The following is a 12,902-nucleotide window of genomic DNA, read 5'->3' as shown; positions in this document are numbered from 1 at the left end:
GACGGGCGGCGTCGCACCGCGCAGCCCGCCAGCGTCGAGCGCACACGTCACCCAGGGCGTTTGCGCCAGCCGGGTCGCAAGCGCCGCACGCGCCGCTCACGCAGCTCGTTGCGCGCACAACAAATATGGGGGAAGACACGCGATGGGCTACTTTCAATGGTTCACCGAGTTGAACGCGCGCGAGCGGCGCACGCTCTACGCGGGTTTCGGCGGCTACGCCGTCGACGCGTTCGACTTCATGATCTACTCGTTCCTGATCCCGACGCTCATCGCGACCTGGGGCATGACCAAGAGCGAGGCCGGCATGATCGCGACCAGCTCGCTGATCTCCTCGGCCGTCGGCGGCTGGCTCGCCGGCATCCTCGCCGACCGCTACGGCCGCGTGCGCGTGCTGCAGTGGACCATCGCCACCTTCGCGGTCTTCACCTGCCTCTCCGGCTTCACGCATTCGTTCTGGCAACTGCTCGCCACGCGCACGCTGCAGGGCATCGGCTTTGGCGGCGAATGGACGGTCGTCACGATGATGATGGCCGAAACGATCCGCTCGCCGCAGCATCGCGCCAAAGCCGTGGGCACGGTGCAGAGCAGCTGGTCGGTCGGCTGGGGCGCGGCCGCCATCCTCTACTGGGCCTTCTTCGCCCTGCTCCCCGAGGAATACGCATGGCGCGCGTGTTTCTGGATCGGCATCTTGCCGGCGCTGTGGATTCTCTACGTGCGCCGCAACGTGAGCGATCCCGACGTGTTCGTCGCCACGCGCCGCGCGCGCGAAAGCGGCGCGACGCACAGCCACTTCATGCAGATCTTTTCGCCCGCGCATCTGGCCACCACCATGCTCGGCAGCGCGCTGTGCACCGGCATGCTCGGCGGCTACTACGCGATCACCACGTGGCTGCCCACCTACCTCAAGACGGTGCGCCACCTCTCGGTGTTCAACACGAGTGGCTATCTGATCGTGCTGATCGTCGGCTCGTTCACGGGCTATATCGTCGGCGCGATTCTCTGCGACAAGATCGGGCGGCGCGCCTCGTTCGTCCTGTTCGCCATCGGCTCGTTTGCGCTCGGCATGGCCTATACGATGCTGCCCATTACCGACACCGCCATGCTCCTGCTCGGCTTTCCGCTCGGCATCGTCGTGCAAGGCATTTTCGCGGGCGTGGGCGCGTATCTCTCCGAGCTCTACCCGAACGCGATCCGCGGCTCGGGTCAGGGCTTCTGCTACAACCTCGGGCGCGGCCTCGGCTCGTTTTTCCCCATTCTGGTGGGCGTGTTCGCGCAAACCACCTCGCTCGTGAAAGCGATCGGCGCGGTGGCCGGCGCAGGCTATCTGCTCGTGATCGTCGCGGCGCTGTGTCTGCCGGAAACGAAGGGCAAAGTGCTGACCGAGGAAGTGCCTGCTGCTGCGGGCGAGCGCCCGGCTGCGGAGTCCACTGCACGATGAGCGCGAACATGCTGCAATACCGACCGTCCCTCCCTGTTGTGCGACCGGCATGAAAACGATCGTCCTCGGCGCCGGTGTGATCGGCGTCGCTACTGCGTATTATTTGAGCGAACGAGGCTGCGACGTCACCGTCGTCGAACGGGAGCCGGGCGTCGCGCTCGGCACGAGCTTCGGCAACGCCGGCGTCATCGCGCCCGGCTATGTCACGCCGTGGGCCGCGCCGGGCATGCCCGCAAAGCTCATCAAATATCTGCTCAAGCCCACCTCGCCGCTCATCTTCCGGCCGACGCTCGACGCCGCGCAGTGGCGCTGGATCGCGCGCTGGCTGCGCGAATGCGATCTCGCGCGCTTTCGCGTGAACAAGCAGCGCATGCAGCGCATCGCCTATTACAGCCGCGAATGCCTGCACGCGTTTCGCGCCACACACGCGTTCGAGTACGGGCGCAGCCAGGGCTATCTGCAGCTCTTTCGCAGCGAGTACGACCTCGAACTCGCGCAACCGGCGCTCGGCGTGCTGCGCGATGCAGGCATCGTCTATCGCGAGCTCGATGCCGCCGCCTGCGCGCAGGTCGAGCCGGGGCTCGCGTGGTCGCGCGTGAAACCGGTGGCGGGCGTCTATCTCCCGGAAGACGAGGCCGGCGACTGCGCACGCTTCACGCGCGAACTGCGCTCCGTATGCGAAGCGCGCGGCGTGACGTTTCTGTTCGATACCGAGGTGCTCGCGCTCGAAGCCGCGGGCGGCAGGGTGAACGGCGTGCGCGTGCGGGCGGTGCCCGGCCGCCGCAAGGCGAACAACCGCAAGGACCGGCGCGAGCAGCGCCGCGCGCCGGCCGAGGTCCTGCGCCCGGCCGAGCGCAACGAGCCCGCCGACGATACGCCCTACACGCTCGCCGCGGACGCCGTAGTGGTCGCGCTGGGCGTGGAGAGCGCGGCGCTGGTCGCGCCGCTGGGCGTGCGCGTGCCGCTGTATCCGGTGAAAGGGTATTCAGCCACGCTGCCCGTGGTCGACGAACAAAAGGCTCCGCGCGCCGCGCTCATGGACGAATCGCTCAAGACGGCGATCACGCGCTTCGGCCCGTACCTGCGCGTGGCGGGCACTGCGGAGCTGGGCGACCACCGCGCGACGCTGCGCGAGCAGGCGCTGCAGACGCTCATGAAAGTGCTCGACGACTGGTTCCCGCACGCGGCAACGCCGTCGTCGGCGCAATTCTGGGTGGGAAGGCGGCCCATGGTGCCGGACGGCGCGCCGCTCTTGGGCACGTCGGGCGTCGATGGCCTGTGGCTGAACGTCGGCCACGGCTCGACCGGCTGGGCGATGTCGATGGGCTCGGGCCGCGTACTCGCGGACCTCGTCACGCAGCGCTCGCCGGAAATCGATCTCGATGGTTTGACGCTGGCGCGGTATCGTCAATAAGTCGCCACCAAGCGGCGGCAGGCACGCCAACGCGCGGCTGCGCGCTCACTCGAGCGCAACGCTCGCCAACGCCTCGTAGCGCGCGCCCTGCTTCGCGAGCGTGCTCGAATACAGCACCAGCGACTCGAAGCACAACGGCGGCAGCGCTTCGCCGCCACTTACCGCAGGTGCACCCACGGCGTCGCGAGCGAAACGCGCAAGCGTCACGTGCGGCCGGAACGCTCGCGCGTCGAGCGGCAATCCCACGTCTCCCATTAGCGAGCGCACGCCCCAGTCGAGCGCCGTGAATGCATCCGACATCGCGAGCACGGCCACCATGAGGCGCGGATGCGCGCGTCCCGGCCAGCATTCGATATGCGTGACCGGCGCGGGCGGAATGAGCAGCGCGTGCTCCGCGAGCCGCCGCGAGAGCACGTCGCCCTGGTCGAACGACATCGCGCCGATGAACGTCACCGTCAGATGGAGCTGGGCGTAAGGCACGCGCCGTGCGTTGGACGGCACGTCCAGCGCGGCGAGCGCATCGCGCGACGCCGCAGTGGGCGCAAGCGCGATGAAGCAGCGCCGCCATTGCTGCGTGTCACGATCGGTCTCGCGGGCTTCGGACATGATCGGCGGGCCTCGTTCGGTCAGGCAATCGCGTCATGGTAACCCTGTCTGTCAGGCTGAGTGGCACGCACGTAAAAAAGCCGGGTCACCCTCGCGGGTGCCCGGCTTCTGTCGTTGCGTCTCCTGCCGTCTCCCGTGTGTCCCGTCTATTGCGGGGCACACCGGATTTAGCGCGGCAGCTCCGAGCTACCCATCAGGTAGGCGTCGACGGAACGTGCGCACTGACGGCCCTCGCGGATCGCCCACACCACGAGCGACTGGCCACGGCGCATGTCGCCGGCGGTGAAGACCTTGTCGACCGACGTGTAGTAGGCCTTCTCGCCTTCGGTCGCGGCACGCACGTTGCCGCGCGCATCCTTCTCGACGCCGAATGCTTCGAGCACCGGCGAAACCGGCTGCGTGAAGCCCATGGCGAGCAGCACGAGATCGGCCTTCATTTCGAATTCCGAACCCGGCACTTCGACCATCTTGCCGTCCTTCCACTCCACGCGCGCGGCGATCAGCTTCTCGACCTTGCCGTTCTTGCCTTCAAGGCGCTTGGTCGCGACCGCCCAGTCGCGCGAGCAGCCCTCCTCGTGCGACGACGACGTGCGCAGCTTGATCGGCCAGTACGGCCACACGAGCGGCTTGTTCTCTTCCTCGGGCGGCTGCGGCAGCAGTTCGAACTGCGTGACGCTCTTCGCGCCGTGACGGTTCGAGGTGCCCACGCAGTCGGAGCCCGTATCGCCACCGCCGATCACCACGACGTGCTTGCCCTTCGCGACGAGCTGGTTCGGCAGCTTGTCGCCGGCGTTGACCTTGTTCTGCTGCGGCAGGAACTCCATGGCGTAGTAGATGCCTTCGAGTTCGCGGCCCGGCACCGGCAGGTCGCGCGGCGTTTCCGAACCGCCCGCGATCACGACCGCGTCGAACTGTTCCTTCAGCTCGTCCGGCGAGACGGTTTCCTTCGCCGTGTTGCCGATCCAGGCAGGCAGTTCGCCCTTGCCGATGAACACGTTGGTGCGGAACGTCACGCCTTCGGCTTCCATCTGGCGCATGCGGCGGTCGATCAGCCACTTTTCCAGCTTGAAGTCGGGGATGCCGTAGCGCAGCAGGCCGCCGACGCGGTCGTTCTTCTCGAACACCGTCACGTCATGGCCGGCGCGCGCGAGTTGCTGCGCGGCGGCGAGGCCTGCGGGGCCCGAACCGACCACGGCGACCTTCTTGCCCGTCTTGTGCTTCGCGACTTGCGGCTCGACCCAGCCTTCGGTCCAGGCCTTGTCGATGATCGCGTGCTCGATCGACTTGATGCCGACGGGATCGTCGTTGATGCCGAGCGTGCACGCCGCTTCGCAGGGCGCCGGGCAAATGCGGCCCGTAAACTCGGGGAAATTGTTCGTGGAATGCAGGACATCGATCGCGCTCTTCCAGTCCTGGCGGAACACGAGGTCGTTGAAGTCCGGAATGATGTTGTTGACCGGGCAGCCGTTGTTGCAGAACGGGATGCCGCAGTCCATGCAGCGCGCGCCCTGGACCTTCGCGTCGGCGTCGGAGAGCGCCGCCACGAATTCCTTGTAGTGCTTCACGCGCGTGAGCGGTGCTTCGTACGCCTCATGCTGGCGCTCGAACTCGAGAAAACCGGTTGCCTTACCCATAGGGTTCTCGTCTATCTCTATCTATTCGGTGAGGGGACCGCGCCCGCCGCCGCGTACCTTGTCGCGCGGCGGGCGCTTCGTCGTCTTGGAATCGCTTCGTCGCGGCTTAAGCGGCCAGTTCTTCCTGGCTTGCCTTCTTCGCGCCGAGTTCGCCCAGTGCGCGCTTGTATTCCGTCGGGAACACCTTCACGAACTGGCGTCGCGCCGCATCCCAGTTTTCGAGCAGCGCCTTCGCACGCGGCGAGCCCGTGAACTGGAAGTGACGCTCGACGAGTCCCTTGAGCAGCGCTTCGTCGGTCTGGCCCGTGTGCCACAGTGCGCGGTCCACGGTGCGTTCCTGTTCGGCCTGTTGCAGGACCGGGTCGAGCGCGACCATCGACTTGTTGCACTTGCCGGCGAAGGTACCGTCCGCGTCGTACACGTAGGCGATACCGCCCGACATGCCTGCCGCGAAGTTACGACCCGTTTCGCCGAGCACGACCACCGTGCCGCCCGTCATGTATTCGCAGCCGTGGTCGCCCGTGCCTTCGACAACCGCCGTCGCGCCCGAGTTACGCACCGCGAAACGCTCGCCCGCCACGCCGCGCAGGAAGGCTTCGCCTTCGAGTGCGCCGTACATCACCGTATTGCCGCAGATGATGTTTTCTTCGGACTTGCCGCGGAAGTCGTTGGTCGGACGGATGATGATGCGGCCGCCCGACAGGCCCTTGCCAACGTAGTCGTTGCCGTCGCCCACGAGATCCAGCGTGATGCCGCGTGCGAGGAACGCGCCGAAGCTCTGACCCGCCGTACCCTTCAACTGGATATGGATCGTGTCTTCCGGCAGACCGTCGTGGCCGTACTTCTTCGCGACAACGCCCGAAAGCATCGCGCCGACCGTGCGGTTCACGTTGCGCACCGGCTGAATGAACGACACATGCTCGCCCGTTTCGATCGCGGCCTTGGCCTTCTCGATCAGCGTGTGATCGAGCGCGCGGTCCAGGCCGTGGTCTTGCGTATCCACGTGCTTACGGGCGACTTCCTCGCCAACCGACGGCTGATAGAACACGCGCGAGAAGTCCAGACCCTTCGCCTTCCAGTGTTCCACGCCACGGCGCGTGTCGAGCAGATCCGCGCGGCCGACCAGGTCGTCGAACTTGCGGATACCGAGTTGCGCCATGATTTCGCGCACTTCTTCAGCGATGAAGAAGAAGAAGTTGACGACGTGCTCGGGCTGGCCCGAGAACTTCGCGCGCAGCACCGGATCTTGCGTCGCGACGCCGACCGGGCAGGTGTTCAGGTGGCACTTGCGCATCATGATGCAGCCCTGGACGACGAGCGGCGCCGTCGCAAAGCCGAATTCGTCCGCGCCGAGCAGCGCGCCGATCACCACGTCGCGGCCCGTCTTCATCTGACCGTCGGCCTGCACGCGGATACGGCCGCGCAACTGGTTCAGCACCAGCGTTTGCTGGGTTTCGGCCAGACCGAGTTCCCAAGGCGTGCCAGCGTGCTTGAGCGACGAGAGCGGCGAAGCGCCCGTGCCGCCGTCGTGACCGGCGATCACGACGTGGTCGGCCTTGGCCTTCGCCACACCGGCTGCCACCGTGCCCACGCCCACTTCCGACACCAGCTTCACCGAGATCGACGAAACCGGGTTCACGTTCTTCAGATCGTGAATGAGCTGCGCCAGGTCTTCGATCGAGTAGATGTCGTGGTGCGGCGGCGGCGAGATGAGGCCCACGCCCGGCACCGAGTAACGCAGCTTGCCGATGTACTCCGAAACCTTGTGGCCCGGCAGCTGACCGCCTTCGCCCGGCTTCGCGCCCTGCGCCATCTTGATCTGGATTTGATCAGCCGACGACAGGTACTCCGCCGACACGCCGAAGCGGCCCGACGCGACCTGCTTGATCTTCGAGCGCAGCGAGTCGCCATCCTTCAGCGGGATGTCCTTGACGACTTCTTCGCCGATGATCGAACGCATCGTGTCGCCGTTCTTGATCGGAATGCCACGCAGCTCGTTCCGGTAGCGCTTCTCGTCTTCGCCGCCCTCACCCGTGTTCGACTTGCCGCCGATGCGGTTCATCGCAACCGCCAGCGTGGCGTGCGCTTCGGTCGAAATAGAGCCGAGCGACATCGCGCCAGTCGCAAAGCGCTTGACGATTTCCTTGGCCGGCTCGACGTCGTCGATCGAGATCGCGCGCGCCGGGTCCAGACGGAATTCGAACAGACCGCGGAAGGTCATGTGGCGCTTCGTCTGATCGTTGATCAGGTGCGCGTATTCCTTGTAGGTCTGATACGAGTTGCTGCGCGCCGAGTGCTGGAGCTTGGCGATCGCGTCCGGCGTCCACATGTGGTCTTCGCCGCGCACGCGGTAGGCGTACTCGCCGCCCGCGTCGAGCATGTTGGCGAGAACCGGGTTGTCGCCGAATGCGTCGCGGTGCAGACGGATCGCTTCTTCCGCCACTTCGAAGAGGCCGATGCCGCCCACCTTCGAGGCAGTGCCCTTGAAGTACTTGGCGATGAGATCGTCAGCCAGACCCACGGCTTCGAAAATCTGCGCGCCCGTGTACGACATGTACGTCGAGATGCCCATCTTCGACATCACCTTGAGCAGGCCCTTGCCCACCGCCTTGGTGAAGTTGTAGACGGCCTTGTCCGCCGACAGGTCGCCCTTCAGGCCCTGCGCCATTTGCGCGAGCGTTTCCATCGCGAGGTACGGGTGCACGGCTTCCGCGCCGAAACCGGCGAGCAGCGCGAAGTGGTGCGTTTCACGCGCCGAACCCGTTTCCACGACGAGACCCGTGCTCGTGCGCAGACCGTGCTGCACGAGGTGCGAGTGGATTGCCGAGGTGGCGAGCAGCGCCGGGATCGCGACGTTGTCGCGGTCCGCACGGCGATCCGACACGATCAGGATGTTGTAGCCCGACTTGACCGCATCGACGGCTTCCGCGCACAGCGACGCGAGACGCGCTTCGATGCCTTCCTTGCCCCAGGCCACCGGATAGCAGATGTTCAGCTCGTAGCTGCTGAACTTGCCGCCCGTGTACTGCTCGATCGCGCGGATCTTGGCGATGTCCTTGAAGTCGAGCACCGGCTGCGACACTTCGAGACGCATCGGCGGGTTGATGTTGTTGGTGTCGAGCAGGTTCGGCTTCGGGCCGATGAACGACACGAGCGACATCACCATGTTTTCACGGATCGGGTCGATCGGCGGGTTCGTGACCTGCGCGAACAGCTGCTTGAAGTAGTTGTAGAGCGTCTTGTTCTTGTTGGACATGACCGCCAGCGGCGAGTCGTTGCCCATCGAACCAACCGCCTCTTCACCCGACATCGCCATCGGCGCCATCAGGAACTTGAGGTCTTCCTGCGTGTAGCCGAACGCCTGCTGACGGTCGAGCAGCGCGGCGGCTTCGGCGCGCGCGGTCGCGACGTCTTCCGCCTTCGGCTCGATTTCGTCGAGCTTGATGCGCACGGCGTCGATCCAGCTCTTGTACGGCTTGGCGTTGGCGAGGTTGTCCTTGAGTTCCTTGTCGTCGATGATGCGGCCGTGTTCCATGTCGATCAGGAACATCTTGCCCGGCTGCAGGCGCCACTTCTTGACGATCTTCGACTCCGGAATCGGCAGCGTGCCGGCTTCCGACGCCATGATGACCAGGTCGTCGTCGGTGACGATATAGCGCGCCGGACGCAGACCGTTACGGTCGAGCGTCGCGCCGATCTGACGGCCGTCGGTGAAGGCGATCGCAGCGGGGCCGTCCCACGGCTCCATCATCGCGGCGTGGTATTCGTAGAACGCCTTGCGGTTCTCGTCCATCAGCGTGTGCTGTTCCCAGGCTTCCGGGATCATCATCATCATCGCGTGGACGAGCGGGTAGCCTGCCATCACCAGCAGTTCGAGGCAGTTGTCGAACGAGGCCGTGTCGGACTGGCCCGGGTAGATCAGCGGCCAGAGCTTGGGCAGGTCGTCGCCGAGCACGTGCGAGGCGATCGCGCCGGTACGGGCGTTCAGCCAGTTCACGTTGCCCTTCACGGTGTTGATTTCACCGTTGTGGGCGATCATGCGGTACGGGTGAGCCAGTTCCCACGCCGGGAACGTGTTCGTCGAGAAGCGCTGGTGCACGAGCGCCAGTGCCGAGACGACGCGCTCATCTTGCAGGTCGCGGTAGTACACGCCGACCTGACCCGCCAGCAGCAGACCCTTGTAGACGACCGTGCGCGCCGAGCACGACGGCACGAAGTATTCCTTGCCGTGCTTGAGCTTGAGCGCCTGAATGCGGTGGCTCGCGGTCTTGCGGATGATGTACAGCTTGCGCTCGAGCGCGTCCGTGACCATCACGTCCTTGCCGCGGCCGATGAAGATCTGACGGATCAGCGGCTCGCTCGCCTTCACCGTCGGCGAAATCGGCATGGTGTGGTCGACCGGCACGTCGCGCCAGCCCAGCACGACCTGGCCTTCGGCGCGCACCGTGCGCTCGAGTTCCTGTTCGCACGCGAGACGCGAGGCGTGTTCCTTCGGCAGGAAGATCATGCCGACGCCGTACTCGCCGAACGGCGGCAGCGTCACGCCCTGCTTGGCCATCTCTTCACGGTAGAACGCATCCGGAATCTGGATCAGGATGCCCGCGCCGTCGCCCATCAGCGGATCGGCGCCCACGGCGCCCCGGTGGTCGAGGTTTTCGAGAATCTTCAGGCCTTGCTGAATGATTTCGTGGCTCTTCTTGCCCTTGATATGGGCGACGAAGCCGACGCCACAGGCGTCGTGTTCGTTTTGCGGGTCATAGAGACCTTGCGCGGCGGGCACCGCGGCGCGCTGCTGGTGATCGTTCATGGGGACACCGTCAGAGTGAGGCTGTTGCCAGCCGTTGTGTTCTTTGATTCCCGCCGCTTGCGTGACCGCTGTACGGCGTTGCGCGGGGTAGTACGTGCTTCCCGCGTTATGCGCCCAGGAGAGCCGAAAGGCGAATATACGCGACGAATCAAGGGGATGCAAATAAAACGTGATGTTCGAACCCCAATTATCGAGTTGGTGCATCCGCACATTTTTTTAATGGTGCCATATCAAATTGGGGCAAAAGAAAACGGCATCCGAAGATGCCGTTTATCTCATAAACACTTGATCCGAAAAGCAATCAGTGGGTGCCGGTGCCCGGCTTACGTTCCTCATGCTCCGAACTCGGCCCTCCCGAACCGCCGCCACCGGAATCCTGCGAACCACCGGAATGGCTGCTCGGTCCCCCAGGATTTGCACCCGGTGTTGTAGCTGAACCACTCCCGGCGTGACCACTCCCATGCGTCGACGTCGAGCCGGCCGGATTGACACTAGCGTGCGAAGGTGAATGGGGGACAGATTGCCCGCCACCTCCACCGCCGCCCGATCCGGCCGCAGGTGCCGAAGCCGCGCTCGCTGTGGCCGCCGCACCCATTGCGCCTGGAGCCGCCGCAGGGGCAGGCGCTTCGCGCACCTTGCGCGGGCGCCCGCGCGGCAGCGGCGAGACGCGCCGGTTCGCTGTGCGCGACGCCCAATCGCGATAAGTGTCACTGCCGAGCACCCAGCCCTTGAGCGTGGCCTGCATGAGCTGCGTGGTTTCGCGTTCGTCGAGCGCCTGCTCGCAGAGTTCGCGATACGCGCGCTGACGCTCGAACGGCGTGTTGCCGAGCGCCCAGTACAGGGGATGGTCGGTGATGAGGCTGTCGACGGTGAGACCGATGTGATGGCGGTAGCTCGACCACCGATAGTCCTCGGGCGCCGTGACGAGATGGTTGCGCACTGGCGCGAGCTCGACGACGCGGCTCGCCAGCAGGAAGAAGCGCTCGCCCTCGATGACCGTCGCGCGGTAGCGCCCCTCCCAGAGCGTGCCGCGACGCGCATAGCGCCGGTTGAAATGCGCCACGTAGCGCCGGCCGACCGCCTGCATTGCCTTAGGCAGGCTGGATTCGTCGGAGGGCGTGACGAGCAGTTGCACCGCGCCGGGCATTAAAACCCACGCATGAACCGCCAGATGATGATCGCGCGCCGCGGCCTTCAGGCAGTCGATGAACAGTTCGTAATCCTGGTCATCGACGAACGCGGGCTGCTGATCGAGTCCGCGCAGGATCACATGCTGCGGCTGATCGGGAACATAAAGACGTGCAAGCCGTGCCATGCTCGATTTTCCTGGTTCCGTTGGTGAATACCCGCAGACCCGCCAGGCCCCACCAGCGCTAGTTCTCGCTGGCATGCGGCTTCGGCGGAAAGCTCGCGGCGCCTAGTAAAAAAGCTCTAACGGTCGCGTATGGTTTGTTGCAAACGTTGTGTTCATAATGAGCGGGCCTTTCATGGAGGAGCATTAATATGAAATTAAAACAGGCGCTGGCAGGGGTCGCCGCGCTCGCCAGTTTCACGGCAGCACACGCACAATCCGCACATACGTTCTACGTCACTACCGGCTGGTTCCGCTTCATGCCGCAGGACACCAGCGATCCGCTCAAGATCGACAGCGCAGGCGGCACGCCCGTCAACATGTCCATTCCGAACACGGGCGCCAGTGTCGGCTCGGCCGACACCCTGGGCGTCTCCATCGGCTACTACATTACCGATCACTTCGCCGCCGAAGCCGAACTGGGCATCCCGCCGAAGTTCGATATTTCCGGCGGCGGCACCTTCAGCAGCTTCGGCAAGGTCGGCGAGGCGAAACTGTGGAGCCCGGCGCTGTTGTTCAAGTACTACTTCAACAGCCCTGAAGCAAAATTCCGTCCTTACCTCGGCATTGGCGTCACCTACGCCTGGTTCACCGACGCTCACATCACCAACGGCGCTTTCGAACAGGGCGTGCTTGGGGGTCCGACCAGTGTTTCGACGGATCGTTCCTGGGCACCCGTGTTTAACCTGGGCTTCAACTACAACTTCACGAAGCACTGGTTCGCCGGTTTCTCGCTTTCGTACATTCCGATCAACGTGACCGCCACGTACAACACGACGGTCAACAACCAGCTCGGCACCCAGCGAGTCGCGGAATCGAAGATTCACCTGAACCCGCTCGTGACGTACCTGAAGGTCGGCTACAACTTCTAACGCGCTCCAGCGCCCCGCACGACCTCGCGCCGGCCCTTCGCCTCGCCCCTGCGGCACCGGGCGAAGGGCGGCGTTTTCCACCCGGCCACGCCCTTCCCGCCTTAGCGTCTCCATCAAATTTTCCCCGCCTTCGCATGGGCTTATCCTGATTCTATGCCTCTGCGAAAAAGCGTGCTGTCCCCGTAATCACCTGTTTTGTCACCAGAGAGCGAAGCCCCGCCTGGCGGGCGTTTGCGCCCGGCTCGCTGCGCGCGTAAAAGTCCCGGGCATCGGAATTGCGCAATACTTGCACTCCGGTCCTCGCCCTCCCGCGCCCTTTTTCGTGCGCGCCACGGCGAGCCCTTTACCTGTGACTTTTCAACGACGGAGCCATACATGAGCGCCTTTCCGAACACGCGAGAAGCCCTCGGAGATTCCTGGACGCGCACGAGCCGCCATGCGCGGCGCATTGCGCGCCGCGGCCGCAGTGCCGCCGCCGATATCACCGACGAGTTGCGTGATCTGCTCGCCGAGCTGGAAAACACGCTGGGCGAAGGAACCCAGGCCGATGCCGCCGCGCTGCGCGCCGACATCCGCAAACGTCTCGACGCCGCCCGCGAGCGGCTCGAAGTGGCGCGCGCCGCCGCGCGCGAACATACCGACGCGGCCATTGCCGGCGCGGACGACTACGTGCACCGCAACCCGTGGCAGGCCATAGCGATCGTCGGCGGCGTGGCGCTGGTGGCGGGCGCACTGCTCGCACGCGCCCGCTGACCGAAGTATCCGGGCGCAGGGCCGCCC

The 12,902-nt window shown here is 65.2% G+C and carries 7 protein-coding genes and 1 pseudogene; 4 read left to right on the top strand and 4 right to left on the bottom strand.

What is annotated here, in order from left to right; translation table 11 throughout:
- Positions 1–142 precede the first annotated feature (142 nt).
- Together U5A58_RS37335 and U5A58_RS37330 are read left to right on the top strand one after the other, a co-directional pair.
- Positions 143–1,438, top strand: coding sequence for an MFS transporter (locus U5A58_RS37335; RefSeq protein WP_321965095.1), 1,296 nt, complete (start codon positions 143–145; stop codon positions 1,436–1,438).
- Between the two features lie 49 nt (positions 1,439–1,487).
- A complete protein-coding gene (locus U5A58_RS37330) occupies positions 1,488–2,852 on the top strand; it encodes a D-amino acid dehydrogenase (RefSeq protein ID WP_321965094.1) in 1,365 nt (454 codons plus the stop codon).
- 45 nt (positions 2,853–2,897) lie between these two features.
- Here the strand turns inward: U5A58_RS37330 and thpR are convergent, their stop codons facing one another.
- The 4 genes and pseudogenes from thpR to U5A58_RS37310 form a co-directional block, all read right to left on the bottom strand.
- Positions 2,898–3,458: an RNA 2',3'-cyclic phosphodiesterase gene (gene thpR / locus U5A58_RS37325; RefSeq protein ID WP_321965093.1), complete on the bottom strand. Its 561-nt coding sequence runs from the start codon at positions 3,456–3,458 to the stop codon at positions 2,898–2,900.
- Positions 3,459–3,625: 167 nt separating this feature from the next.
- Complete coding sequence (locus tag U5A58_RS37320) at positions 3,626–5,092, bottom strand: glutamate synthase subunit beta (protein ID WP_321965092.1); 1,467 nt, start codon at positions 5,090–5,092, stop codon at positions 3,626–3,628.
- Positions 5,093–5,198: 106 nt separating this feature from the next.
- Entirely contained in the window at positions 5,199–9,899 is a 4,701-nt protein-coding gene (locus U5A58_RS37315) for a glutamate synthase-related protein (RefSeq protein ID WP_321965091.1), read from the bottom strand.
- A gap of 613 nt (positions 9,900–10,512) precedes the next feature.
- Positions 10,513–11,214: pseudogene (locus tag U5A58_RS37310) on the bottom strand (transposase); the annotation flags it as partial.
- Positions 11,215–11,402: 188 nt separating this feature from the next.
- Between U5A58_RS37310 and U5A58_RS37305 the strand changes: the two are divergent.
- Together U5A58_RS37305 and U5A58_RS37300 are read left to right on the top strand one after the other, a co-directional pair.
- On the top strand, positions 11,403–12,122 hold the full coding sequence (locus tag U5A58_RS37305; protein WP_321915909.1) for an OmpW/AlkL family protein: 720 nt from the start codon (positions 11,403–11,405) through the stop codon (positions 12,120–12,122).
- Positions 12,123–12,497: 375 nt separating this feature from the next.
- On the top strand, positions 12,498–12,875 hold the full coding sequence (locus U5A58_RS37300) for a glycine zipper domain-containing protein (RefSeq protein ID WP_321915910.1): 378 nt from the start codon (positions 12,498–12,500) through the stop codon (positions 12,873–12,875).
- Positions 12,876–12,902: the final 27 nt, after the last annotated feature.

This window comes from Paraburkholderia sp. J7, from assembly GCF_905220155.1.
Lineage (GTDB): Bacteria > Pseudomonadota > Gammaproteobacteria > Burkholderiales > Burkholderiaceae > Paraburkholderia.
Note: the sequence above shows the minus strand (reverse complement) of the source record. Positions and strands in the feature narration are given on the sequence as shown.

Excerpts from the sequence above, each read along its gene's own strand:
- U5A58_RS37335 (WP_321965095.1), top strand. The coding sequence starts at position 143 with ATGGGCTACTTTCAATGGTTCACCGAGTTGAACGCGCGCGAGCGGCGC.
- U5A58_RS37330 (WP_321965094.1), top strand. The coding sequence starts at position 1,488 with ATGAAAACGATCGTCCTCGGCGCCGGTGTGATCGGCGTCGCTACTGCG.
- thpR (WP_321965093.1), bottom strand. The coding sequence starts at position 3,458 with ATGTCCGAAGCCCGCGAGACCGATCGTGACACGCAGCAATGGCGGCGC.
- U5A58_RS37320 (WP_321965092.1), bottom strand. The coding sequence starts at position 5,092 with ATGGGTAAGGCAACCGGTTTTCTCGAGTTCGAGCGCCAGCATGAGGCG.
- U5A58_RS37315 (WP_321965091.1), bottom strand. The coding sequence starts at position 9,899 with ATGAACGATCACCAGCAGCGCGCCGCGGTGCCCGCCGCGCAAGGTCTC.
- U5A58_RS37305 (WP_321915909.1), top strand. The coding sequence starts at position 11,403 with ATGAAATTAAAACAGGCGCTGGCAGGGGTCGCCGCGCTCGCCAGTTTC.
- U5A58_RS37300 (WP_321915910.1), top strand. The coding sequence starts at position 12,498 with ATGAGCGCCTTTCCGAACACGCGAGAAGCCCTCGGAGATTCCTGGACG.